Genomic DNA, 22,964 nt, shown 5'->3' with positions numbered 1-22,964 from the left:
ATGGCGCTCGGTCGCACCCGCCGCGCTATCCGTCATGTGGATTATTGGCCCGGCTTCGTCGACGCCCTGTCGACATTGCTGCTGGCGATCATGTTTCTGCTGTCGGTTTTCGTGCTGGCGCAGTTCCTGCTCAGCCAGGAAATCACCGGCAAGGATGCCGTGCTCAACCGCCTGAATTCGCAGATCAATGAATTGACCCAGATGCTGTCGCTCGAACAGGGCAACAAGCAGGATCTGGAAGACACCATCGCCAACCTGCAGGCATCGCTGACCAAGGCGCAGAGCGAGCAGTCGCGGCTGCAGTCGATGCTGTCGCAGGGTGCGGGTGCCGGTGCGGCTGCAGAAGGCAAGATCAGCGACCTCACCGCCGGCCTTGAAAACGAAAAGCAGCTGAGCGCGCGCGCCCTGTCGCAGGTGGAAATTCTCAACCAGCAGATACTGGCACTGCGCAAGCAGATCGGCGCGCTGGAGGAAGCCCTCAACGCCTCGGAATCGCGCGACAAGGAATCCAATGCCAAGATTGCCGATCTCGGCAAACGGCTGAACGTCGCGCTCGCCCAGCGCGTGCAGGAACTCAACCGCTACCGCTCCGATTTCTTCGGCCGCCTGCGTGAAATCCTGTCCGACCGTGAGAATATCCGCATCGTCGGCGACCGTTTTGTCTTCCAATCCGAAGTGTTGTTCCCCTCGGGTCAGGCGGTGCTGAACGACGCTGGCAGCGAGGAAATGAAGAAGCTGGCATTGGCCTTGATCGACCTGCAGAAGGAAATCCCCGATGATATCAACTGGGTTCTGCGCGTCGACGGCCACACGGACAATGTGGCGCTCTCGGGCACCGGCCAGTTCAAGGACAATTGGGACCTATCCGCCGCGCGCGCCATTTCCGTAGTGAAGTTCCTCATCGCCAACGGCGTTTCCGCCAACCGCCTTGTGGCGGCGGGTTTCGGCGAATTCCAACCGCTGGAGCCGGGCGATACGCCGGAAGTGCGCTCGCGCAACCGCCGTATCGAGCTCAAGCTGACAGAGCGCTGATCCCTACAGAAGGATGAGAGCTGCCAGCGCGACGATCGCCGGCACGCCCTGCACGAAGAAGATGCGGCGGTTGACGGTGAGCGCACCGACGATCCCGGCGACAACAACGCAGCCGAGGAAGAAGACCTTGATGGCAAAGCCCGCCTGGCCCAGCCAAAGCCCCCAGATCAGTCCGGCAACGAGAAACCCGTTGTAGAGGCCCTGATTGAGCGCCAGCGCCCTGGATGCGGCGGCGAATTCCGGCGTCAGCCGGAAGGTTTTCAGCCCCAGCGGCTTATCCCACACCACCATTTCCAGATACATGAAATAGACGTGCAGCAGGGCAACCAGCCCGATGAGAATGTTCGCAATCATCCCTGTCCCCTTTTCACGCTCGGGTGTCCCGCTTTCCACCCTTGCGCGCCAACCTGAGCCGCGCAATCATGCCACGAGCAAAGCACTAGTGGAACGAATTTGACATTCGCCTCCCATTTGACATCACGCGCAACATGCGAATGTCAAATTCAAAGTTCCACTAGAATCTCGTATTTATCAGTGGTCCTTTGATTCTGACATTTGCCTGAATGGCTGTATCAAAGGGCTGCAAATGTCAGAATCGGACCACTGGGAGGGGCGAATGGCAATGGATGCCGATGCGATCATCGTTGGGGCCGGATTGTCGGGGCTTGTGGCCGCAAACGAGCTGGTACAGGCCGGCAAGAAAGTCATCCTCCTCGAACAGGAAGGCGAGAACTCCGTCGGCGGGCAGGCCTTCTGGTCGCTCGGTGGCCTGTTCTTCATCGACAGCCCGGAACAGCGCAGGCTCGGCATCCGCGATTCCTTCGAACTCGCGCGGCAGGACTGGCTGGGTTCGGCACAGTTCGACCGCGCCGAAGATCATTGGCCGAAACAATGGGCCGATGCCTATCTGCAATTCGCCGCCGGTGAAAAGCGCAGCTGGCTGCATTCGCTCGGCATGCGCTGGTTCCCGGTTGTCGGCTGGGCCGAGCGCGGCGGCGCGCTGGCGAACGGTCACGGCAATTCCGTCCCGCGCTTTCACCTGACCTGGGGCACGGGCCCCGGCGTCGTCGCGCCGTTCGAACGCCTGCTGCGCGAGGCCATTGCCAAGGGCCTGATCACGCTCAAATGCCGCCACCGCGTCAATGCACTGGTGACGACCAACGGTGCAGTGACGGGGGTCAGCGGCGATGTGCTGGAGCCGTCGACGGCGGAGCGCGGCCAGCAGTCGGGACGCGAGGTGGCAGACAGTTTCGTGCTGTCCGCGCCGGTCGTGATCGTCACGTCAGGGGGCATCGGCGGCAATCCCGAGCTGGTCAAGCGCAACTGGCCGCGCGACCGGCTTGGCAATCCGCCCGAGAATATGGTTGTCGGCGTGCCGCACCACGTGGATGGCCGGATGATCGACATCACGGTAAAGGCGGGCGGCAGCGTCATCAACGCGGACCGCATGTGGCACTACACCGAGGGCCTCAGGAACTGGAACCCGATCTGGCCGAACCACGGCATCCGCATTCTGCCCGGCCCCTCGTCGCTGTGGTTCGATGCCAGGGGCAATCGCTTCCCGGCGCCTTACTTTCCGGGTTTCGATACGCTGGGAACGCTCAAGCACATCCTGTCGACCGGATACGACTATTCCTGGTTCGTGCTGACACAAAAAATCATCGAGAAGGAATTTGCCCTGTCCGGTTCCGAACAGAACCCTGACATGACGGGCAAGGACTGGAAGCTGCTCCTGAAGAACCGCCTCGGCAAGGGCGCGCCGCCACCGGTGGAGGCCTTCAAACGGCACGGTGAGGACTTTGTCGTGCGCGACAACCTGCAGGAACTGGTCAAGGGCATGAACGCGCTGACCGGCGACAACCTGATCGACCACGACCATCTCCGATACCAGATCGAGGCGCGCGACCGCGAGATCGGCAACAAATATTCCAAGGATGCGCAGGTCACCGCCATGCGCGGCGCGCAGAACTACATCGGCGACCGGCTGACCCGCATCGCCAAACCGCACCGGATACTCGATCCGAAGGCCGGTCCGCTGATTGCCGTGCGGCTCAATATCCTGACCCGCAAGACACTCGGCGGCCTGCACACCAATCTGAAGTCACAGGTGCTGGATGCGGCTGGTGTGCCTGTTCCCGGCCTCTATGCCGCAGGCGAAGCCGCCGGTTTCGGCGGCGGCGGCTATCAGGGCTACAACGCGCTGGAAGGCACGTTTCTCGGCGGCTGCATCTTTTCCGGCCGGTCCGCCGGTCGGGCGGCGGCGGGCAGAGGCTGAAATTTACTCTGCCGCGCCTTTGAATGCGTCCGCACCTGCTTCGAACTGCAGCTTGGCAAGGTTTGCGTAGATCCCGTTCTTCTTGACGAGGCTCTGGTGCGTGCCTTCCTCGACGATGCGGCCGTCATCCATGACAAGGATGCGGTCCGCCTTGAGCACCGTTGCCAGCCGGTGCGCGATGACCAGCGTCGTGCGCCCCTGCATCAGGTGTTCGAGACCCTTCTGCACCAGAATTTCACTTTCCGCATCGAGAGCCGACGTGGCTTCGTCCAGCAGCAGGATCGGCGCATCGCGCAGGATCGCCCGCGCAATGGCGATCCGCTGGCGCTGACCGCCGGACAGCGTCACGCCGCGCTCGCCGACCTGCGTCGCATAGCCGTGGTCGAGCGCTTCGATGAAGTCATGGGCGAGCGCCGCCCTGGCCGCCGCCTCGATATCGGCGGTGCTGGCGCCGGGCCGGCCGAAGCCGATATTCTCCCGCGCCGTCGCGGCAAAGATGGTCGTATCCTGCGGCACGATGGCAATGCGCGACCGCACCACCGCAGGATCGGCTTCGCGCAGGTCGACGCCATCCACCCGGATGCTGCCCGACACCGGGTCGTAATAGCGCAGCAGCAGCGAAAACACCGTGCTCTTGCCGGCGCCGGAGGGCCCGACAATGGCGACAGTCTCGCCCGGCTTGACCTCGAAATCGAGGCCGCGCAATGCCGGAGCATCGGGCCGCGTCGGATAATTGAAGCGGACATCCCGGAAAACAACGGAACCGACCGGCGGTTCCGGCAGCGCCACGGGGTTGAGCGGCGTCGCAATGGCGGGCTTTTCCGCCATGATCTCCATCAGCCGTTCCGCCGCGCCGGATGCCTGCGACAGCTCGCCCCATACCTCGGACAGCGCCCCGAGCGCCCCGGCGGCAAACACCGCATAGAGCAGGAACTGACCGAGCGTGCCCGGCGTGATGGTTCCGGCCAAAACGTCGCGCGAGCCGAACCAGAGCACGGCCACGACACTGGAAAAGATCATGAAGATCGCAAAGGCGGTCAGCACGGCGCGCGCCTTGACCGAGGAACGGGCCGCGGCAAAGGCATCCTCGACGGCGGAACCGAACCGCCCCGTCGCCAGCGCCTCGTTGGTGAAGGCCTGCAGGGTGCGCACGGAGATGATGGATTCGCTGGCATAGGCCGTGGCGTTGGCCAGCGTGTCCTGGGCATTGCGCGAACGGCGGCGCACCGACCGGCCGAAGGCGACCAGCGGGATGATGATCACGGGAATGGCGGCAATCACCAGCCCGGACAGTTTGGCACTGGTGATGACCATCATGACGATCGCGCCGAAAGCCAGAATGAGGTTGCGCAGGGCAATGGAGGCGGTGGCGCCCACGGCCGATTTGATCTGCGTGGTGTCGGCCGTCAGCCGCGAGACGATTTCACCCGACTGCGTGCTGTCGAAAAAGGCCGGTGACAATTTGGTGAGGTGCGCGAAAACATCGCGGCGCAGATCCGAGACAATGCGCTCGCCCAGCGTGATGACGAAATAATAGCGGCCGGCGGATGCAACGGCGAGTGCGGCCGCCAGAACGATCAGCATGCCGAAATAATTGTCGATAAAGGCACCGTTCGAACCGGAAAAACCGTGATCGATCATCCGGCGCACCGCCAGCGGAAGGATGAGCGTCGTCACCGCTGCAATGCTGAGCGAGATGAGAGCGCCGATCACCATACCCCTGTAACGGGACATATAGGGGAAGATGCGCTGCAGCGGCTTGAGCGAGCGCCGTTTCTTTTCTGCTTCTGCGTAAGCCGTGTCGGCCATATTTTTCAAGTCTTCCTGTATCGCATCGTGACTTTGCTGCCGGATGGCCTTGTTATTGTTTTAAGGCTGATGTATAGGCTCGCCAACAGTTTTGGAAGCCCACGTTTCTGTGACGTTTGGCTTCATCTCTACCAATCGGCTCCGAACCGGCCCTCCGCACCCTGTGTGGCTCTGGTTTTGTGCCCCTTAAGTTCAGGATAAGACAGATGAGAGCCAATATTCATCCAGACTACCACACCATCAAGGTTGTGATGACAGACGGCACCGAATACTTGACCCGCTCCACATGGGGCAAGGAAGGCGATACGATGAACCTCGATATCGATCCGACCACGCATCCCGCATGGACCGGCGGTTCGCAGCAGCTCACCGACCGTGGCGGCCGCGTTTCCAAGTTCAAGAGCCGTTTCGCCAATCTGGGTATTTAATCCCTTCGGCATACCGGATTTCAAAACGGCTCCGCTCACGCGGGGCCGTTTTGCTTTGTGCGCGATCAGTCCCGCTCCGCGACAATGATGAGCTCGCGGCTTTCCGGCAGAACCGGGCCTTCGACCCAGTCGCCATACCACGCGGTTCGGGTAAATCCCGCGTCCCGCAGATGCGTGCCGATTTCCGCCTGGGACAGAAAGCGCAGGGTGCTGGCATTGGCCAGCGTTTTGCCCGTTCCGTGAAAAACATGATCCGTCTCGAAAGCAACCCGATCGCCATTCACCGCGATCAGCCGGTGTTGGACACCGACCTCTCCCACGCCAGCAATTGACACTGTCCGGGCCGTCTGCTCCGGCGTCCAGCTTTCCCATGCCTTCACCGCCGGATTGCGGCTTTCGAATATCAGCCGCCCCTCCTTTGCCAGATGCGCATGGGCAGCCCTGAGGACGGCATGCACGTCGTCGTCGCTGAGGAACACCTGGAAAACGTGGCCGGTCATGATGATCAGGTCGAAACGCTCGCCCAGATCAAGCGACCGCGCATCCGCCTCGATCCAGGCGACGGCTCCGCCGCCTTCCCTGCTCCGCGCGATATCCAGCATTGCCCGCGCCGGTTCGACGCCCGTGACCGCATGGCCGCGCGCCGCCAGCATGCAGGCGAGGAGGCCGGTGCCGCAGCCGAGGTCAAGCACGCGCTTCGGCGTTCCGGCGCTGCGCAGATAGAATGCGCTGTCCTCCCCTGCCGGGTTCAGGCCGTCATAAAGCGCGGCAAGTTCGCCATTGGTATAGATATCATCCAGCATGCGGTTGCGGTCCGTCCTGTCTTTGCACAAAGAGTGCATCCATGTCCTTGTCCCCGCGCCGGAAACCATGTTTGCTGCCCCCACCATCTGGCGCGGAGAACATCATGCGGAACGGACACGAAAAACTCGTACGGGCAACCATTGACGATGCAGACGCCGTCCGCAACCTCGTTCGCGCGTCCTATGCCAAGTGGATACCGGTGATCGGCCGTGAACCCAAGCCGATGGGTGCCAACTACGAACATGCCGTCCAGCACCATCTTGTCGACCTTCTCTACGCCGACGGCGAACTGGCGGGCCTCATCGAAATGATCCGGGAATCCGGTTGTCTCCTGATCGAGAACGTCGCCGTCGCACCGGCCTTTCAGGGCCGCGGCTATGGCGGACTGCTCCTCACCCACGCGGAAGCGCTTGCCGGCTCGCTCGGTTTGCGCAAACTGCGGCTTTACACCAACAAGATGTTTGCCGAGAACGTCGCGCTCTACCTGAAGCTTGGCTACACCATCGACCGTGAGGAACCCTTTCTGGGCGGCATCGCCGTGCATATGAGCAAGCCCATCCCCCGCTACGCCTGAGTTCTTCTTCCGCGTCACTCGCCTTGAGCGCAAATAAAAAGCCCGCCGGTCTGCAACCAGCGGGCTTCTCTGGGAACCTCGTCAGACAATCAGGCGGCGCTGAGCTTGGCCAGAACTTCGTCGCTGACTTCAAAATTGGCGTAGACGTTCTGCACGTCATCGTCGTCGTCGAGTGTTGCGATCAGGCGCAGCACGGACTGGGCCTTTTCCTCATCGACCGGCGCCGTGGTCTGCGGCTTCCAGATGGCCTTGATGGACTCGGCTTCGCCGAGAGCGCTTTCCAGCGCCTTGGACACATCGCCAATGTCTTCGAACGCGCAAAGAATGGTGTGGCCGTCCTCATCGGTCTGCGCGTCATCCGCACCGGCCTCGATCGCCGCATCCATGATCTTGTCGGCACTGCCGGCTTCCGGCTTGTAGGTGATTTCGCCGACGCGGCTGAACATGAAGCCGACCGAACCGGTTTCGCCCAGCGCACCGCCTGATTTGGTGAATGCGGCCCGCACATTCGATGCGGTGCGGTTGCGGTTGTCCGTCAGCGCTTCGACGATGACGGCAACGCCGCCCGGGCCGTAGCCTTCATAGCGCACTTCTTCGTAATTGTCGGCGTCGCCGCCCGCGGCCTTCTTGATGGCGCGTTCGATGTTGTCCTTCGGCATCGACTGGGCGCGCGCGTTCTGCACCGCAAGACGCAGACGCGGGTTCATCGCCGGGTCCGGCAGACCCTGTTTGGCGGCCACGGTGATTTCGCGTCCGAGCTTGGAGAAAATCTTCGACCGAACGGCGTCCTGACGCCCTTTGCGGTGCATGATGTTTTTAAACTGTGAATGGCCTGCCATGGCACCCCTGCGTGCTTAGATATGGTTCTGCCGTTTCCCTCGGAAGCCTGCGAACCAAGTCTGCAGGCTGTTCAGGCGGAAACAGGCGTCTGGAATGGCGCCCTTATAGGTAAAAACCGGCGTCTCGTCCAGCACCCGCGCGATCACAATGGGGGAAGTTGCAGCCGTGTATCGCCATAGCCGGCTTTGGAAACAGCGGCGCGACGATTTTATCGTCATTGCCGGCAAAGGCCGGTGTATGGCCTTTGCCGATAGAGATCAGCGTGCACAGAAGGTGATGTGCACGCTGGCGGATGGTCAAAACAGGCGCGCTGCGATGCCCGAACGGCGGAGCATTTCGATCGCAGCCGCAGCCAGGGCCGACTTCAGCACGGCGCCGATCAGGAACGGCGCAACGCCGGAAGCCCAGGCCGCTTCGAAACCGAAGAGATGTGCCAGCCAGGAGGCGCCGAGGGCGAGGCAAAGCAGGTTGCCGAACAGCATAACCGCAGCCGATACGAACGGGTTGCGCGTCAGGCCGCGTTCCGCCAGGAAGCCGACGGCGGCGGCAACGACCGGGAAAGCCGCGAGGTAACCGGCAGTCGGTCCGGCGAAATAGAGGAACCCGCCGGCGCCGCCGGCCAGAACCGGCATGCCGATCATTGCTTCACCCAGCCAGGCAAGCACGGTCAGGCCGCCCAGACGCCAGCCGTAAAGCGCGCCGACCATCGTCACGGCAAATGTCTGCATGGTGACGGGCACGGGAAACATCGGCACTTCGATCCACGAGCTGACGGCAAGGAAGGCCGTGCCGATCAGAACGGCCAGAGCCTTGAAGGCAATGGAGCGGTCCGCCAGCCTCAGCGGGACGAAAGCGGTGGGAAATGCAGTCTGGGTCATGGAAGGTCTATCCTCAAACGGGTGTTGCAGAATCGGGCGTGATTGGTTGCGCCGGGTTGTATCGAGCTATTTCCAGAAGGCGGGAATGGTTTCTTCCAGCCGCGGGCCAATGCGCAGGGGAGAAATCCTTTCGGCAAGTCCGGTGCGGTCGGAAATATCGACGCCGACACCGCAGATCGTCGCCTTGCCGCTGGCGGCTTCAAACCGGCCCTTCGGCACCTTCGACAGAAAGCGGTTCAGCGGTTCTTCCTTGTCCATGCCGAGCGATGAATCGTAATCGCCGCACATGCCGGCATCGGACATATAGGCCGTTCCGCCATTGAGGATCTGCGCATCGGCGGTCGGCACATGGGTGTGCGTGCCGACGACGAGGCTGGCGCGGCCGTCGACGAAATGGCCAAAACACTGCTTTTCGCTGGTGGCTTCCGCATGGAAGTCGAACACCACGGCATCGGCCTGTTCGCCGAGCGGACAGGCGGCGAGAATCTCCTCGCCGATGGTGAACGGGTCATGCAGATCCGGATGCATGAACACGCGGCCCATGATGTTGGACACAAGCACGCGCGCGCCGTTCTTGGCGAGAAACACACCAGAGCCCTTGCCGGCCGTGCCAAGCGGGAAATTCGCCGGGCGCAGGAACCGCTGTTCGCGCGAGGCGAACACCAGTGCTTCCCGCTGGTCCCAGACGTGATTGCCTGTCGTGACCACATCGGCCCCGGCATTGATCGTGTCGTGAAAGATTTCCTCGGTGATGCCGAAGCCGCCCGCCGCGTTCTCGCCGTTGACGATGACGAAATCGAGCTTCAGGTCGGATATCAGTCCCGGCAATTGCTCATAGACCGCCGTCCGGCCCGAACGCCCCACCATATCCCCAAGAAACAGTAATCTCACGCGCACATCCTGAAAGAGAGCCCGGTCCTTGCCGGGGCCTGAAATGATCGATTTATCCGTCTAGCCGAAGCGGCGCAACCCGCTTTCCGTCAGGATCGCCTCCAGCGGCACATCATGCGGCTCATCGGGTACGGTTTCAACCTGCTGGCAGTCAAACGCCACGCCGATCAGGCGCGGGTTCACGCCCTTGATCTGCAGATGCGCGATGGCCCGGTCATAGTAGCCCGCCCCATAGCCGATGCGGTGCCCCCTGACATCGAAGGCCGCCAGCGGCACCAGCATGAAGGATGGATCGAGCACGGCAGCGTCGTGCGGCGGCCCCGCCGTGCCGAAGCCCGTATCGATCATCGGCGCGCCGCGCACCAGTTCGCGGAAAAGGATCGTCTGCTTGTCGATAATGGCAGGCAGGCAAAGCCGTGCACCGCGCTCGCGCAGGCCGAACAGCAGCGGGCGCAGATCCACCTCCGAGCGGATCGGCCAGAAGCCCGAAACAATGGTGCCCGCATCGACGGCAAGCGCCGCCAGACCGAAATCCGCAATGCGCATCGAGGCTTCGATGCGGAATTCCGTCGTCAGCGCATCGCGGCGGCCAAGGGCCTCCAGGCGCAGTTTCTTCTTCAGCTCTTTGATGGGGGAGTGGTGCTGCACGGGCTTGATTTCATGGGGCGCCGGCACGCAAACCGGCTCGGGATGAAACAAAAGTGGCGTCCACACAACCGATGGAGAAGTCGATCCCGGGAACCTACAAAGTAGGTGGGTGCCGTGTGAAGAAGCCCACGGGCCTCCTCAGGGACAGCTCCCTAAGGGATCATTAAGGCCCCGGGGAATATGTCTCTCCTGTCGAGAAGCGCAGAGCGCCGATCCGAATATAGGACGGATGCAGGCATTGCACCAGTGCGCGGCAAACGATTTTCCCTCCCCGCACAATCTTTGTCGCATAATCATTGTGGAGGTGTGGGACACACCCCTCTGGGCTGCCGGACAGAGGGGGTGAAAGACCTCCATCACAAAAAACCACATCAACTTATCCACGTTCTCCCAACCTCGCTTATCCTTCTCGTGTCCTTTCCGGCGGGAATGCTTCCGGAAACCTTCGAAAGTCGGGAAAGGATCGGCGCTTCGGCTTCACAGGGAGGAACCTGTGCGGCCGGGGAGGTTTCACTCAATGGATGCGCATTGGGCAAAAACCTGAAAACGCCGGGGCGGGTGGTCCCCAGGATCGCAAGCATTGCATACCACATACCCCAAGACCCGCGTTCCAGGGACCGCCCGTCTTTCCCACCTTTCAACAGCCAGACGCAATTGCGGGCGTGGCAACGGGAAAACCATATCGCCGCATTCCCGGACGGCTCTTGCCCTCCTCCGGCACGCCCCTTAATCTTTGTCGATCACGAAAGGGAATGCGATGCGGTTTGAAGGAACAGCGGCCTATGTGGCCGACAAGGATCTGATGGTGGCGGTCAATGCGGCGATTGCGCTTGAACGGCCGCTGCTGGTCAAGGGCGAACCCGGCACCGGCAAGACCGAGCTTGCCCGGCAGATCGCGGCGGCGCTCGATCTGGAACTGGTCGAATGGAACGTCAAATCCACCACCAAGGCGCAGCAGGGCCTCTACGAATATGATGCCGTCAGCCGCCTGCGCGATTCGCAGCTCGGCGATGCGAAATTCAACGACATCGCCAATTACATCAAACCCGGCAAGCTGTGGCATGCCTTCACGACCGACAGGAAAGTCGTGCTGCTGATCGACGAGATCGACAAGGCGGATATCGAGTTCCCGAACGATCTCCTGCAGGAGCTCGACCGCAACGAGTTTCACGTCTACGAAACCGGCGAAACGATCCGCGCCGTACACCGGCCGATCGTCATCATCACCTCCAACAACGAGAAGGAACTGCCGGACGCCTTTCTGCGCCGCTGCTTCTTCCACTATATCCGCTTCCCGGATGTCGATACGCTGACCCGGATCGTCGAGGTGCACTATCCCGGCATCAAGCAGAACCTCGTGCGCGCCGCCCTCACCCAGTTCTACGAGATCCGCGATGTGCCCGGCCTGAAGAAGAAGCCGTCCACATCGGAAGCGCTGGACTGGATCCGGCTGCTGGTTGCCGACGACATCGCCCCGGAAGATTTGCGCGCCGACCCGAAGAACGCCTTGCCGAAACTGCACGGCGCCCTGCTGAAGAACGAGCAGGACGTACACCTGTTCGAGCGGCTGGCCTTCATGGCAAGGAGGCAGGGATGACGCTCGCCATCCGCCCCATCGAGAGAACCGGCATCGTTCATCGTATGCAGTAAAAGGGTCCCACAATGTTCCTCCCCTTCTTCCTCGAGCTCAAGGCCGCCAAGATTCCCGTATCGCTGCGGGAATATCTGACGCTGCTTGAGGGGCTGGATGCGGGGCTGGTGACCTATGATGTCGAAGGGTTCTACTATCTCGCCCGTTCCGCCCTGGTGAAGGACGAGCGCCATCTCGACCGCTTCGATCAGGTCTTCGGCCACGTGTTCAAGGGGCTGGAACTGCTCGGCGGCGAGAGCGGCGTCGACATTGCCAATCTGCCCGAGGAATGGTTGCGCCGGCTCGCCGAAAAGCACCTCACGGAAGAAGAGAAAAAGCTGATCGAGGCGCTGGGCGGTTTCGACAAGCTGATGGAAACCCTGCGCCAGCGGCTTGAGGAGCAGAAGGGCCGGCATCAGGGCGGCTCCAAGTGGATCGGCACGGCCGGAACCTCGCCCTTCGGCGCCTATGGCTACAATCCCGAAGGCGTGCGCATCGGCCAGGACGAGGGCCGCCATCGCCGCGCGGTCAAGGTGTGGGACAAGCGTGAATTCAGGAATTTTGACGACAGCGTCGAGCTGGGCACCCGCAACATCAAGGTTGCTCTGAAACGGCTGCGCCGCTGGGTGCGCGAAGGCGCCGATGACGAGCTCGACCTGTCGGGCACCATCAGGTCAACCGCCGAACACGGCTATCTCGACGTGCAGACGCGGCCCGAACGGCGCAATCATGTCAAGCTGCTGATGTTCTTCGATGTGGGCGGCTCCATGGACGAGCATATCCGGATCGCCGAGGAACTGTTCTCCGCCGTCCGCTCGGAGTTCAAGCACATGGAGTATTTCTACTTCCACAACTGCCTCTACGAGGGTGTGTGGAAGGACAACCGCCGCCGCCATGCGGAACGCATACCGACGCTCGATCTCATCCATAAATACGGACCGGACTACAAGGTCATCTTCGTCGGGGATGCCGCCATGGCGCCCTACGAGGTTTCCCATGCGGGCGGATCGGTCGAGCACTGGAACCAGGAGGCGGGCGCGGTCTGGCTCGGCCGGGTGCTCGACCACTGGAAGAACGCCGCGTGGCTCAATCCGTCAAAGGAACAATATTGGGACTACACCACCTCGACGGCGATGATCCGCAAGATTTTCGCGCATCGCATGTATCCCATGACCCTGGCGGGCATCGAGGGGGCGACGCGCGAACTCTCGCGCCGGCACTGATTAGCCGAACGAGTACCCCGCACCACGCACGGTGCGGATAGGATCGATCGAGCGGCCGATATTGATGGCCTTGCGCAGCCGGCCGACGTGCACGTCGACGGTACGGTCGTCCACATAGATGTCGGCGCCCCAGACATTGTCCAGGAGCTGGCCGCGCGAGAACACCCGGCCGGGGGACTGCATCAGGAATTCCAGCAGGCGGAATTCGGTCGGCCCGAGCTTCAACTCGCGTTCCTTGCGGAACACGCGGTGCTGCTCGCGATCGAGCTTCAGATCGCCGAAGCTGAGCACATGCGACAGCAGGCTCGGATTGACCCGGCGCAGCATGGCCTTGATGCGGGCAAGCAGTTCCGGGGTCGAGAACGGCTTGACCATGTAGTCATCGGCGCCGGTGGCAAGGCCGCGCACCCGCTCGCTCTCTTCGCCGCGCGCCGTCAGCATGATGATCGGCAGGATTTCGGTCTCGCGCCGCGCCCGCAGACGGCGGCAGAGTTCGATGCCGGAAAGGCCCGGCAGCATCCAGTCGAGAATGAGCAGATCCGGCACTTTTTCACGCAGCGCAATTTCCGCCTCGTCACCGCGTGCGATTGTCTCGACGACATAGCCTTCGGCTTCAAGATTGTACCGGAGAAGGACGCTGAGCGCTTCCTCGTCTTCGACAACAGTGATTTTGGGAGCGATCGCCATTGCTGGAATCCTAATTAAGGCTGTCTGGCTTCATCGACGATGATGCTGTGGGTCTGGTCTTCCTTGGGCCGTTCGGCCGGAAGCTGGGCACCCGTCACGATGTAGTAGACCGTTTCAGCAATGTTCGTCGCATGGTCTCCGATGCGCTCGATATTCTTGGCGCAGAAGAGAAGGTGCGTGCAGGCGGAGATGTTGCGCGGGTCTTCCATCATGTAGGTCAGGAGTTCGCGGAACAGCGATGTGTACAGCGCATCGATTTCATCATCGCGCTCGCGCACGATGTTGACCTGCTGCACGGAGCGTGTCGCATAGGCGTCGAGCACGTCCTTGAGCTGCGTCAGGGCGAGTTCCGCGATGGTCTGCAGGCCGCGATAGACCGACAGCGTCTGACGCGTATCGGTGACGGCGACAACGCGCTTGGCGATGTTCTTGCCGAGGTCGCCGACCCGTTCGAGGTCGGAGGAAATGCGGATGGCGCCGATGATCTCACGCAGATCGATCGCCATGGGCTGGCGCTTGCCGATGATGGTGATGGCCTTTTCGTCGATCTCGCGCTGTCCGGCATCGAGGATGAGATCGTCCGAAATGACGCGCTGGGCCAGCGCGTTGTCGGAGTTCACCATGGCGGTGACGGCCTGTTCGACCATGCGTTCGGCATGGCCGCCCATTTCGGCGATCTTGTGCGTCAGGAACTTCAGTTCGTCGTCATAGGAACGGACGGTATGCTGCGACTCGGTCATATTCTTATCCCTGTTTCCCGTGATTAGCCGAAGCGTCCGGTGATGTAGTCCTGCGTGCGCTTTTCCGTCGGATTGGTGAACATCATTTCCGTATCGCCCACCTCGACGAGGTTTCCGAGATGGAACATGGCGGTGCGCTGCGAAACGCGGGCCGCCTGCTGCATCGAATGGGTGACGATGACGATGGTGTAGTTCTGGCGCAGTTCGTCGATCAGTTCCTCGACCTTTGCCGTGGCAATCGGATCGAGCGCCGAGCAGGGTTCGTCCATCAGGATGACTTCCGGGCTGACGGCAATGGCGCGGGCGATGCACAGGCGCTGCTGCTGGCCACCGGAAAGGCCGGTACCGGCTTCGTGCAGGCGGTCCTTCACTTCGTCGAACAGGCTGGCGCGGCGCAGGCTCTTCTCGACGATTTCCTCCAGCTCGTGCCGGTTCTTGGCAAGACCATGAATGCGCGGGCCATAAGCCACATTCTCAAAAATGGACTTCGGGAACGGATTGGGCTTCTGGAAAACCATGCCGACGCGGGCGCGCAGCTCGACCACGTCGATCTTCGGATTGTAGATATCCTCGTCATCGAGCGTGATCTTGCCGCCGATCTTGCAGCCTTCGATCGTGTCGTTCATGCGGTTGAGCGAGCGCAGGAAAGTCGACTTGCCGCAACCGGACGGGCCGATCAGCGCCGTCACCATCTTCTCAGGCACATCGAGGCTGACACCGAACAGGGCCTGCTTTTCACCGTAGTGAACGGTGACATCCTTGCCCTGCATTTTGATCGTATTGACCTGTGCACTCATTTTGTCGTTTACCGCTTTTTCGAGAGATCGTTCTGTCATGAGATTCATAATTCGCTCCCGTTTACCAGCGCCGCTCGAAGCGGCGACGCAGAATGATGGCTCCAATGTTCATGACTGCAAGAAACAGAAGCAGCACGATGATAGCGCCGGATGTGCGCTCGACAAAGGCCCGCTCCGCTTCATTCGCCCACATGTAGATCTGCACCGGCAGAGCCGTGGACGGATCAAGCGGCGTGACCGGATAGTTGGCGACGAAGGCCACCATGCCGATCAGCAGCAGCGGTGCGGTCTCTCCCAGCGCGTGGGCAAGGCCGATGATCGTGCCGGTCAGGATGCCGGGGGCGGCCAGCGGCAGCACGTGGTGAAACACCATCTGCGTCTTCGAGGCGCCGATGCCCAGCGCTGCGGACCGGATTGATGGCGGTACGGCGCGCAGGGCGGCGCGGGTGGCGATGATGATCGTCGGCAGCGTCATCAGCGTCAGTACCAGGCCGCCGACCAGCGATGCGGAGCGCGGCAGGCCGAAGAAATTGATGAACACGGCCAGTCCGAGCAGACCGAAGACGATGGACGGCACCGCGGCCAGATTGTTGATGTTGACCTCGATGATATCGGTCAGGCGGCTCTTCTTGGCATATTCTTCCAGATAAATCGATGCGGCCACGCCGATGGGCAGGGAAAGGCAGAGGACAATCAGCATCATGTAGAGCGAGCCGATGAGCGCGACACCAAGACCCGACGTTTCCGGACGGCTCGATGCGCCGAAGGTGAACAGGCCGCTGTTGAAGCGCTGCGCCATGGCGCCTTCCTTGGCCAGCGTGTTCATCCAGGCAACCTGGCGGTCCGATACCTTGCGGTTTGCCTGGTCGACACTCAGGTCGATCTGGCCCTTGAAGGCCGAGTCGATGTCGCCGCCGGTCAGCACCCAGAGGTTCTGCGTCGTGCCGATCAGTGCCGGATTTCCTGAAACCAGTTCCCGCAGCTGGCTGCGCGAGCCGTCGGAGACGAGCTTGCTCAGTTCGCGGATCGCCGGCTTGTCGTCAAGGCTGACGCCCAGCTTTTCGGCAAGGGCATTGCGCACCAGGATCGGATAGTTCGCGGTCAGTAGAACGGTCGGGTCGGTCGCACGCTTGTTCGTGGGGTCGATCACCTTCTCGTCGAGCTTGACCGAGAGGCTGACCTCCGTCTGCCAGAACGCCGTGTAGCCGTTGGAAATCACCGAATAGAGCAGCGCAACGAGGAAGAACAGGCCGATGGCAATCGCGGTGATGCCGTAAATCTTGAACCGGCGCTCGGCGGCATAGCGGCGCTTCAGACCGATGTCGCGCCGGACGACCTTTGCCGGAGCAACTGCAGCAGGATTGAGTGTTGTGTCGGTCATTCGTACTGCTCCCGGTACTTACGCACGATGTAAAGCGCGAAAATGTTCATCGCCAGCGTGATGAAGAAAAGGGTGAGGCCAAGGGCGAATGCCACCAGCGTCTGCGGTGAATTGAATTCGAGATCGCCTGTCAGCTGGTTGACGATCTTGACAGTGATGGTCGTCATGGCGTCGAACGGATTGATGTTCAGATTCGCCGCAACACCGGCCGCCAGAACCACGATCATGGTTTCGCCGATGGCACGCGATGCGGTGAGCAGCAGCGCACCGACGATGCCGGGCAACGCGGCAGGCAGCACAACGCGGCGGATCGTCTCCGAACGCGTCGATCCAAGCCCGAGCGAGCCGTCACGCAGCGACCCCGGAACGGCGGTAATGATGTCGTCCGACAGGGAGGAAACGAAAGGGATCAGCATCACGCCCATCACGATACCGGCGGTCAGCACGCTCTGCGCCATGATGAAGGGATAGCCGCCCGATATGGCCGCACTGATATCGCGCAGGAACGGTCCGACGGTGACAAGGGCAAAGAAGCCGTAGACGATCGTCGGGATGCCCGCCAGCACTTCAAGCAGCGGCTTGACCACCGAGCGCACGTTCCGGCTGGCATATTCGGCCATGTAGATGGCGGCGAACAAGCCGACCGGCACGGCAAACAGCATGGCCACTAGCGCGATATAGAGCGTACCGGCAAGCAGCGGAATGAGACCGAACTGACCCTGCGCCCCATTGCCGCCGGCTGCGGAGAAGCGCGGATCCCACACCGTGCCGAAGAAGAAGCTCGACGGGGTTACGGACTGGAAGAAGGTGATGGTCTGGAACAGCATCGACAGAACGATGCCGACCGTCGTCAGGATGGCGATGGTCGAGGCTGCGAGCAGTCCCCAGAGGATGATCCGCTCGACATTGTTTCGGGCCCGCGTGCGGACGTTGACGCCGGACAGACCGAAGATCGCACCGGCAACGGCAAGGACAATGGCGACCACCGCGCCGATATTATGCGCGCGCGCCGTGCTTTTGTTCCATTGCACGGCAACGGGGATCATGAAATCCTGGCCTTCCGTCGCCAGGGCCACGCCCTTGCTCGACAGCAGCGGCCGCAATTCGGAGAAAGTGGTTGGAAGGTTCGCCCGTTCCTGATCCGTCAGCTTGTCGAGACCCCGCGCGATGCCGCCGACCATGCCAAGCTCGAGGCTCTGGCTGGCAATGACGCTTTCGCTGTTGTGCACCGGCAGGCTGTTGATGGCCTGGCGCTCGATATAGAAGCTCGAGCCGACGGCCCAGACCAAGATGAAGATAATTGCTGGCAATACGGAAACCAGAAAAACCCACCAGCCGTGATAATGCGGCAGGGAATGGGCTTTGACACTTCTGTCATCTTTGCTGATGGCACGCTGGCGTCCAAGAAAGAACCCGACAAGACCAATCGCAACGACAATCACTAAAACCAACAAGGTGGACATCAACGCTTCCCCGATCTGTCCTGCAACGAGAGCATAGGCCCCGAGAAATATCCGGCGCGGACAGGGTTCTGTCCGCGCCGGTTATTGGCTTACTTGCCAGCCATGGTCTTGCCGGCGGCGAATGCGGAACGCTGAGCTTCACGCTCTGCATCCGGTGCAGCAACCAGGCCGTATTCTACCAGCGGGCTATCCGGACCGACCATCTGGTCAGCAAGGAAGAAGTCCACATATTCCTTCAGGCCGGGGATGACGCCGAGATGCGCCTTCTTGACGTAGAAGAACAGCGGGCGCGATACCGGATACTTGCCGGTGGCAATGGTTTCCGTGCTTGGCTTGATGCCGTTGACGGTTGCAACCTTCAGCTTGTCCGCATTGTTTTCGTAGAAGGCCAGACCGAAGACGCCAACGCCGGTCTTGTTGGCATCGATGCGAGCCAGTGTTTCCGGATAGTCGCCATCGATGTCGATGGCCTTGCCATCCTTGCGGACAGCGATACAGGCGGCGGCAGCGGCCTTTTCGTCAAGACCGGCAGCCTTGATCGCATCGGCTGCACCGGTGGCCTTGCAACCGCCAGTCATCAGCTTCTCTTCGAAAACTTCACGTGTGCCGTGCTTTTCGCCAGGAATGTAAGCGGCGATGTCCCAATCGGGCAGCTTCGGGTTAACCTGGTTCCACTTGGTGTTCGGATTGGCAACCAGCTTGCCGTCGACAACGACCTGCGCAGCAAGAGCGGTATAGACGTCCTTTGGCTCCAGTGCCCAATCCGGGCCCTTGATGTCGGTCGCGAACACGATGCCGTCATAACCGATGCGGATTTCTTCAACGTCCTTGACGCCAGCGTCAACGCAGGACTTCAACTCAGTGTCCTTGATCGGACGCGAGGCATTGGCGATATCGATGGTGTTTTCACCAACGCCCTTGCAGAATTCCTTGATGCCGGCGCCCGAACCGCCGGATTCAACGACCGGGGTCTTGAACTTGGGGAATGTTTCGCCAAAAGCTTCGGCGACGATCTTGGCATATGGCAGCACTGTGGATGAACCGCTGACCTGAATCTGGTCGCGAGCGGATGCGCCAACTGTCGTGGCAATCACCGAGATCGCAATCAGAGCAGTGGTGGAAATAAGCTTGTTCATAGGAGCAGCTCCTGTTGGATTAACTGTGTGACGCCTCCGACGTCGTCTGCCGTCTATAGAACCAATATAACAGTCATATGACACTATTGTTACAGTTCTGTAGCGCGGCCTGTGCATGAGCCGCGCCCGCGGCGGAATCAAAATTCCTTCTAAAACCATCAAGTTAACCGTCTATGGATTTTGCACAGCTTGGCACAGTGAAGATAAGCTCAACGATTCCAGTGGGTTCATGACGCTCAATTGCGACACTCACGCAGGCATCCCTGCCATAGGCCGCAGGGGGACAATACCGTCCCCCCACCGCGGTTTCAAAAAAATTCCGCGCAAGCGACGGATTGTCCCGCTCCCGCCGTTTAAGTCACGACAAATGACAGTCTGCTGAAAGGAAAAGTTTGATGAAATCGAGAGTAGCTGCGGTTCTTCTTGCCATGGTGCCCCTGTCCCTGCCCGCAACCCTGGCGATGGCGGCACCCAAGGCCGACACCAATGGCGACGGCACAATTTCACTGGCCGAATATCAGGCCGCCGCCCGGGCGCGGCTGCTCAAATTCGATACCGACGGCGACGGCAAACTCTCGCTCGAGGAGTGGCTGAAACGCCCCGCTGCAAAGAATGCCAAGCGCGATCCCACCACGGTGTTCAACCGGATCGATACAAATCATGACGGCTTCATCGATACGGCGGAAATGGATATTGTAGCGAAGAAGCGGTTTGAGCGCCTCGACACGAATTCCGATGGCCAATTGACCAAAGAGGAACGCCGCGGACACAGGAAGGGCGCCACCGACAGTTCACAGGAGTAACGGCAAGCGTGCAAAACCTTGGACAATCGCAACACGGATGAAGAACTGCTGGTGAAGATCGGCCAGCATGACGATGCGGCCGTCCGAACCATGGTGACACGCAAGCTGCCGCGCCTGCTCGCCCTGGCGGCGCGGATGCTTGGCGACCGGAATGAAGCCGAGGATGTCGCCCAGGAAGCCTTTATCCGGCTGTGGCGGCAGGCGGGCAGCTGGCAGGGCGGCCGGGCGACCTTCGATACATGGCTGCACCGGGTCACGCTCAATCTCTGCTACGACCGCCTGCGCCGGCACCGGGAACAGCCGGTGGCCGAGACACCCGAAAGGGCAGATCCAGCCCCCGACCCGGAACAGTCGCTTTCAACCCGGGACGAAAGCGACCGGATCAAACGGGCCCTCGCCTCCCTGCCCGACCGGCAGAGGGAGGCCATCGTGCTTCAATATTATCAGGAGTTCAGCAATATCGAGGCAGCGCAGATCATGGATATCAGCATTGAAGCCCTGGAGAGCCTTCTGGCCCGTGCCCGGCGCAATTTGCGGACAGCCCTGGAAGAGACTGCCCAACAGGAGAAGGCAAAATGACCCCGCAACGCTTTCAGGAACTGACCGAGATCTATGGTGCCGAGGTGCGGCGCTGGCCGCCGCCCGAACAGGCCGGTGCCGTCGCCTTCATCCGGGAGCATCCCGATATCGCCCAGCCGGCCCTCAGGCTGGCGGCGGAACTCGACAGGATGCTGGCGCAGTACCGGACCGCCCCGGCGGAGGCCGCGCTGCGCGAACGCATCATCGCCTCCTCCGGCAGGTCCTGGTCCGGCTGGAAACGCGCCCGTCTCTGGTGGCAGGGCACCGGGCTCGCCGGCATCGGATTGGCGGGCGCGATCACCGGCGCCCTTCTCATCGGCGTCATCCATTCCGCCGAATCGCGCGGATATGAGGACCAGGCCTATGCGGTCACCGCCTTCAACATCTCTGATGAACTGGACGAGTAAATGAGTGAACGGTCACGCAATATCCTTCTCGTCGCTTCGCTTGCCCTCAATGTCTTCATTGCCGGCGGCGTGATCGGCGGCGGCTACATCTGGCACACATTCGGTCATTCCTGGACGACGGAGAACCGGCGCGGCGTTCGCTTTGCCGCCGAATTTCTGACGCCGGAGCAACAGAAGACCCTGCGGCAAAATCTGGCAACGGCCCGCAAGGACAATGGACCGCTGGCCGATGCCGGGCGGGCAAGCCGTGCCGAGATTGCCCGGCTGCTGGCACAGGACGCTATTGATCCCGCTGCGGTCAACGCGGAACTGACCAAAGCCCGCGAAGCCGATTTCGCCCTGCGGACGCGCATCGAGCAGACCATCGTCGCCTTTGCCGAAAGCCTGTCGCCGGAGGACCGCAAGACGCTTGTCGAGGGTTTGAAAAAGCGCAATGTCATTTTGCGGCAGACGCCGGCAAAAAAACAATGAATGCCCGCGACGGAATTTTCCGGTGCCCCCGTTCAATGACTGTCAATGCCAGACAGGCTGCGAACGGAGAAGATCATGGTTACAACGGCAACAGATGCGACGGCGGCCATTGCGGTCAATCGCTTCGGTTTGGGAAAGCGGGCTAGCGAGCCGCTTCCAGCCGACCCCAGGCACTGGCTGCTCGATCAGATCGGCCGCTACGAACCGCGCCCGGCAGCCTTTGCCCAGCTCCAGACCACACCCGAAATCGCGACGCAGTATGCCAGGGACCGGCAAAAACTGCAGGCGCTCGACGGCGACGAGAAAATCGCCCTGCGCAAGGAGCTGAACAAGGCGGCCCGCCTGCTTTACCGCGGCGAGATCGACGCGCGCAGCCGCAATGCCCTTGCAACGCCCACGCCCTTCCTGGAAGCGCTCGTGCATTTCTGGTCGAACCATTTTGCCGTGTCGGCCGACAATCCCGCGATGCTGAGCCTTGCCGGCGCCTTCGAGCGGGACGCGATCCGCCCCCACGTCACCGGGCGCTTCACCGACCTGCTGTTTGCCGCCGAGCGGCATCCGGCCATGCTGATCTATCTCGACCAGATCCGTTCGGCGGGTCCCGACAGCCCCCTCGCCACGCGCGCCAAGCGGCGCAATGCCGACAAACTGCCGGGAATCAACGAGAATCTGGCCCGGGAGATCATGGAACTGCACACGGTCGGCGTCGGGTCCGGCTATACGCAGAAGGATGTCACGGAGTTTGCCCTTGCCCTCACCGGCTGGTCCGCCGGACGCATGGGCGGCAAGGCCGATGCCAGTCAGGCCGGTGTATTTCAGTATCGCCCCGGCCTGCATCAGCCGGGCAAGCGGCTGATCCGCCATCGCGTCTACGGCGCAACCGGTGAGGATCAGGCAGGCACAGTCCTGAAAGATCTGGCCAGCGATCCGGCAACGGCAAACCACATCGCCACAAAGCTCTGCCGCCATTTCATCGCCGACACACCCCCGCAGGCAGCCATTGACCGGGTCAGCAAGGCGTTTCTTGCCTCCGGCGGTGATTTGCCAGCGGTGTATCGAGCGCTCGTCGAAGCACCGGAGGCATGGGCTGTGCCGTCTGCCAAGATCAAGACTCCCTGGGAATGGCTGGTTTCAGCCATGCGCGGGCTGGATTATCCCGACTTTGGCAAAGCCAACGCCGCCAACCTGTTGAACCAGCTGGGCCAACCGGTCTGGCTGCCGCGTTCACCCGCGGGTTACGACGATATCGCGGCGAGCTGGCTGGCTCCCGATGCGCTGGTGCGGCGGGTGGAGGTTTCGCAAAGGCTGGCGGCAAGGGCGGACCGGTCGCTGAAACCGGAAGAGCTGGCGAACAACCTGCTCGGAAACGCGCTGACCGACAGCACGGCAACGGAAATCAACCGCGCCGAATCCGTCCAGACGGGCATCGCCCTTCTGCTTGTTTCACCTGATTTTCAACGGAGATGAG

At 61.5% G+C, this 22,964-nt stretch carries 24 protein-coding genes and 1 other RNA gene; 11 read left to right on the top strand and 14 right to left on the bottom strand.

The window, feature by feature from the left end; translation table 11 throughout:
• Positions 1 to 1,032, top strand: coding sequence for a peptidoglycan -binding protein (locus ACZ25R_RS23215; RefSeq protein ID WP_464661592.1), 1,032 nt, complete (start codon positions 1 to 3; stop codon positions 1,030 to 1,032).
• A 3-nt stretch (positions 1,033 to 1,035) separates the two neighbouring features.
• On the opposite strand, the gene ACZ25R_RS23210 is transcribed toward ACZ25R_RS23215, so the two are convergent.
• Positions 1,036 to 1,386 carry a DUF1304 domain-containing protein gene (locus tag ACZ25R_RS23210; protein ID WP_464661593.1) on the bottom strand — a complete coding sequence of 117 codons (351 nt, stop codon included), beginning with the start codon at positions 1,384 to 1,386 and terminating at the stop codon, positions 1,036 to 1,038.
• 268 nt (positions 1,387 to 1,654) lie between these two features.
• Between ACZ25R_RS23210 and ACZ25R_RS23205 the strand changes: the two genes are divergently transcribed.
• Positions 1,655 to 3,307, top strand: a complete 1,653-nt coding sequence (locus ACZ25R_RS23205) for an FAD-binding dehydrogenase (RefSeq protein WP_472462544.1) — start codon at positions 1,655 to 1,657, stop codon at positions 3,305 to 3,307.
• A gap of 3 nt (positions 3,308 to 3,310) precedes the next feature.
• Here ACZ25R_RS23205 and ACZ25R_RS23200 read toward each other — a convergent pair whose 3' ends face one another.
• Positions 3,311 to 5,116 (bottom strand): ABC transporter transmembrane domain-containing protein, encoded by a 1,806-nt coding sequence (locus ACZ25R_RS23200; protein WP_472462339.1) that lies wholly within the window; start codon positions 5,114 to 5,116, stop codon positions 3,311 to 3,313.
• 206 nt (positions 5,117 to 5,322) lie between these two features.
• On the opposite strand from ACZ25R_RS23200, the gene rpmE reads away from it, so the two are divergent.
• On the top strand, positions 5,323 to 5,544 hold the full coding sequence (gene rpmE, locus ACZ25R_RS23195; protein ID WP_130271002.1) for a 50S ribosomal protein L31: 222 nt from the start codon (positions 5,323 to 5,325) through the stop codon (positions 5,542 to 5,544).
• A gap of 65 nt (positions 5,545 to 5,609) precedes the next feature.
• On the opposite strand, the gene ACZ25R_RS23190 is transcribed toward rpmE, so the two are convergent.
• Positions 5,610 to 6,377 (bottom strand): class I SAM-dependent methyltransferase, encoded by a 768-nt coding sequence (locus tag ACZ25R_RS23190; protein WP_472462338.1) that lies wholly within the window; start codon positions 6,375 to 6,377, stop codon positions 5,610 to 5,612.
• A 74-nt stretch (positions 6,378 to 6,451) separates the two neighbouring features.
• On the opposite strand from ACZ25R_RS23190, the gene ACZ25R_RS23185 reads away from it, so the two are divergent.
• The gene (locus ACZ25R_RS23185) at positions 6,452 to 6,922 is read left to right on the top strand and encodes a GNAT family N-acetyltransferase (RefSeq protein ID WP_472462337.1); all 471 of its coding nucleotides are present in this window, start codon (positions 6,452 to 6,454) and stop codon (positions 6,920 to 6,922) included.
• Positions 6,923 to 7,011: 89 nt separating this feature from the next.
• Here the strand turns inward: ACZ25R_RS23185 and ACZ25R_RS23180 are convergent, their stop codons facing one another.
• The 5 genes from ACZ25R_RS23180 to ssrS all read right to left on the bottom strand — a co-directional run bounded on the left by ACZ25R_RS23180 (position 7,012) and on the right by ssrS (position 10,390).
• Entirely contained in the window at positions 7,012 to 7,761 is a 750-nt protein-coding gene (locus ACZ25R_RS23180; protein ID WP_223613674.1) for a YebC/PmpR family DNA-binding transcriptional regulator, read from the bottom strand.
• Positions 7,762 to 8,058: 297 nt separating this feature from the next.
• Complete coding sequence (locus tag ACZ25R_RS23175; RefSeq protein WP_288194853.1) at positions 8,059 to 8,640, bottom strand: biotin transporter BioY; 582 nt, start codon at positions 8,638 to 8,640, stop codon at positions 8,059 to 8,061.
• A gap of 66 nt (positions 8,641 to 8,706) precedes the next feature.
• Positions 8,707 to 9,531: a TIGR00282 family metallophosphoesterase gene (locus tag ACZ25R_RS23170; RefSeq protein WP_223613676.1), complete on the bottom strand. Its 825-nt coding sequence runs from the start codon at positions 9,529 to 9,531 to the stop codon at positions 8,707 to 8,709.
• Positions 9,532 to 9,591: 60 nt separating this feature from the next.
• Complete coding sequence (locus ACZ25R_RS23165; protein WP_346305060.1) at positions 9,592 to 10,206, bottom strand: 5-formyltetrahydrofolate cyclo-ligase; 615 nt, start codon at positions 10,204 to 10,206, stop codon at positions 9,592 to 9,594.
• 27 nt (positions 10,207 to 10,233) lie between these two features.
• Positions 10,234 to 10,390: non-coding RNA, 6S RNA (gene ssrS, locus ACZ25R_RS23160), on the bottom strand.
• 546 nt (positions 10,391 to 10,936) lie between these two features.
• On the opposite strand from ssrS, the gene ACZ25R_RS23155 reads away from it, so the two are divergent.
• Both ACZ25R_RS23155 and ACZ25R_RS23150 read left to right on the top strand, forming a co-directional pair.
• Positions 10,937 to 11,776: an AAA family ATPase gene (locus ACZ25R_RS23155; protein ID WP_464661597.1), complete on the top strand. Its 840-nt coding sequence runs from the start codon at positions 10,937 to 10,939 to the stop codon at positions 11,774 to 11,776.
• 65 nt (positions 11,777 to 11,841) lie between these two features.
• Positions 11,842 to 13,032 carry a vWA domain-containing protein gene (locus ACZ25R_RS23150; protein WP_472462336.1) on the top strand — a complete coding sequence of 397 codons (1,191 nt, stop codon included), beginning with the start codon at positions 11,842 to 11,844 and terminating at the stop codon, positions 13,030 to 13,032.
• On the opposite strand, the gene phoB is transcribed toward ACZ25R_RS23150, so the two are convergent.
• The 6 genes from phoB to ACZ25R_RS23120 form a co-directional block, all read right to left on the bottom strand.
• On the bottom strand, positions 13,033 to 13,719 hold the full coding sequence (gene phoB, locus ACZ25R_RS23145; protein ID WP_162700294.1) for a phosphate regulon transcriptional regulator PhoB: 687 nt from the start codon (positions 13,717 to 13,719) through the stop codon (positions 13,033 to 13,035). It lies immediately after the preceding gene.
• A 14-nt stretch (positions 13,720 to 13,733) separates the two neighbouring features.
• On the bottom strand, positions 13,734 to 14,459 hold the full coding sequence (phoU, locus tag ACZ25R_RS23140) for a phosphate signaling complex protein PhoU (protein ID WP_105734424.1): 726 nt from the start codon (positions 14,457 to 14,459) through the stop codon (positions 13,734 to 13,736).
• 23 nt (positions 14,460 to 14,482) lie between these two features.
• Complete coding sequence (gene pstB, locus ACZ25R_RS23135; RefSeq protein WP_223614121.1) at positions 14,483 to 15,256, bottom strand: phosphate ABC transporter ATP-binding protein PstB; 774 nt, start codon at positions 15,254 to 15,256, stop codon at positions 14,483 to 14,485.
• A gap of 61 nt (positions 15,257 to 15,317) precedes the next feature.
• Entirely contained in the window at positions 15,318 to 16,637 is a 1,320-nt protein-coding gene (pstA, locus tag ACZ25R_RS23130; protein ID WP_223613679.1) for a phosphate ABC transporter permease PstA, read from the bottom strand.
• Positions 16,634 to 18,100 carry a phosphate ABC transporter permease subunit PstC gene (gene pstC / locus ACZ25R_RS23125; protein ID WP_464661599.1) on the bottom strand — a complete coding sequence of 489 codons (1,467 nt, stop codon included), beginning with the start codon at positions 18,098 to 18,100 and terminating at the stop codon, positions 16,634 to 16,636. The genes pstA and pstC overlap by 4 nt, the downstream gene beginning before the upstream one ends.
• Before the next feature lie 89 nt (positions 18,101 to 18,189).
• Positions 18,190 to 19,236, bottom strand: coding sequence for a substrate-binding domain-containing protein (locus tag ACZ25R_RS23120; protein ID WP_223613681.1), 1,047 nt, complete (start codon positions 19,234 to 19,236; stop codon positions 18,190 to 18,192).
• A gap of 395 nt (positions 19,237 to 19,631) precedes the next feature.
• Here ACZ25R_RS23120 and ACZ25R_RS23115 point away from each other — a divergent pair, with 395 nt between their 5' ends.
• From ACZ25R_RS23115 to ACZ25R_RS23095, 5 genes are all read left to right on the top strand, one after another.
• Entirely contained in the window at positions 19,632 to 20,039 is a 408-nt protein-coding gene (locus ACZ25R_RS23115; RefSeq protein WP_472462335.1) for an EF-hand domain-containing protein, read from the top strand.
• A gap of 18 nt (positions 20,040 to 20,057) precedes the next feature.
• Positions 20,058 to 20,618, top strand: coding sequence for an RNA polymerase sigma factor (locus tag ACZ25R_RS23110; RefSeq protein WP_464661601.1), 561 nt, complete (start codon positions 20,058 to 20,060; stop codon positions 20,616 to 20,618).
• Positions 20,615 to 21,025: a hypothetical protein gene (locus ACZ25R_RS23105; RefSeq protein ID WP_472462334.1), complete on the top strand. Its 411-nt coding sequence runs from the start codon at positions 20,615 to 20,617 to the stop codon at positions 21,023 to 21,025. The genes ACZ25R_RS23110 and ACZ25R_RS23105 overlap by 4 nt, the downstream gene beginning before the upstream one ends.
• On the top strand, positions 21,026 to 21,496 hold the full coding sequence (locus ACZ25R_RS23100) for a periplasmic heavy metal sensor (RefSeq protein ID WP_472462333.1): 471 nt from the start codon (positions 21,026 to 21,028) through the stop codon (positions 21,494 to 21,496).
• Between the two features lie 75 nt (positions 21,497 to 21,571).
• Positions 21,572 to 22,963, top strand: a complete 1,392-nt coding sequence (locus ACZ25R_RS23095; protein ID WP_472462332.1) for a DUF1800 domain-containing protein — start codon at positions 21,572 to 21,574, stop codon at positions 22,961 to 22,963.
• The last annotated feature ends 1 nt before the right edge of the window (position 22,964 follow it).

It is taken from the genome of Phyllobacterium sp. RCAM01083 (assembly GCF_055685835.1).
Note: the sequence above shows the minus strand (reverse complement) of the source record. Positions and strands in the feature narration are given on the sequence as shown.

Bases quoted from the DNA above. Each gene is read 5' to 3' on its own strand.
- ACZ25R_RS23215 (WP_464661592.1), top strand. From the start codon at position 1: ATGGCGCTCGGTCGCACCCGCCGCGCTATCCGTCATGTGGATTATTGG.
- ACZ25R_RS23210 (WP_464661593.1), bottom strand. From the start codon at position 1,386: ATGATTGCGAACATTCTCATCGGGCTGGTTGCCCTGCTGCACGTCTAT.
- ACZ25R_RS23205 (WP_472462544.1), top strand. From the start codon at position 1,655: ATGGATGCCGATGCGATCATCGTTGGGGCCGGATTGTCGGGGCTTGTG.
- ACZ25R_RS23200 (WP_472462339.1), bottom strand. From the start codon at position 5,116: ATGGCCGACACGGCTTACGCAGAAGCAGAAAAGAAACGGCGCTCGCTC.
- rpmE (WP_130271002.1), top strand. From the start codon at position 5,323: ATGAGAGCCAATATTCATCCAGACTACCACACCATCAAGGTTGTGATG.
- ACZ25R_RS23185 (WP_472462337.1), top strand. From the start codon at position 6,452: ATGCGGAACGGACACGAAAAACTCGTACGGGCAACCATTGACGATGCA.
- ACZ25R_RS23180 (WP_223613674.1), bottom strand. From the start codon at position 7,761: ATGGCAGGCCATTCACAGTTTAAAAACATCATGCACCGCAAAGGGCGT.
- ACZ25R_RS23175 (WP_288194853.1), bottom strand. From the start codon at position 8,640: ATGACCCAGACTGCATTTCCCACCGCTTTCGTCCCGCTGAGGCTGGCG.
- ACZ25R_RS23155 (WP_464661597.1), top strand. From the start codon at position 10,937: ATGCGGTTTGAAGGAACAGCGGCCTATGTGGCCGACAAGGATCTGATG.
- ACZ25R_RS23150 (WP_472462336.1), top strand. From the start codon at position 11,842: ATGTTCCTCCCCTTCTTCCTCGAGCTCAAGGCCGCCAAGATTCCCGTA.
- phoB (WP_162700294.1), bottom strand. From the start codon at position 13,719: ATGGCGATCGCTCCCAAAATCACTGTTGTCGAAGACGAGGAAGCGCTC.
- phoU (WP_105734424.1), bottom strand. From the start codon at position 14,459: ATGACCGAGTCGCAGCATACCGTCCGTTCCTATGACGACGAACTGAAG.
- pstB (WP_223614121.1), bottom strand. From the start codon at position 15,256: ATGAGTGCACAGGTCAATACGATCAAAATGCAGGGCAAGGATGTCACC.
- pstA (WP_223613679.1), bottom strand. From the start codon at position 16,637: ATGACCGACACAACACTCAATCCTGCTGCAGTTGCTCCGGCAAAGGTC.
- pstC (WP_464661599.1), bottom strand. From the start codon at position 18,100: ATGTCCACCTTGTTGGTTTTAGTGATTGTCGTTGCGATTGGTCTTGTC.
- ACZ25R_RS23120 (WP_223613681.1), bottom strand. From the start codon at position 19,236: ATGAACAAGCTTATTTCCACCACTGCTCTGATTGCGATCTCGGTGATT.
- ACZ25R_RS23115 (WP_472462335.1), top strand. From the start codon at position 19,632: ATGAAATCGAGAGTAGCTGCGGTTCTTCTTGCCATGGTGCCCCTGTCC.
- ACZ25R_RS23105 (WP_472462334.1), top strand. From the start codon at position 20,615: ATGACCCCGCAACGCTTTCAGGAACTGACCGAGATCTATGGTGCCGAG.
- ACZ25R_RS23100 (WP_472462333.1), top strand. From the start codon at position 21,026: ATGAGTGAACGGTCACGCAATATCCTTCTCGTCGCTTCGCTTGCCCTC.
- ACZ25R_RS23095 (WP_472462332.1), top strand. From the start codon at position 21,572: ATGGTTACAACGGCAACAGATGCGACGGCGGCCATTGCGGTCAATCGC.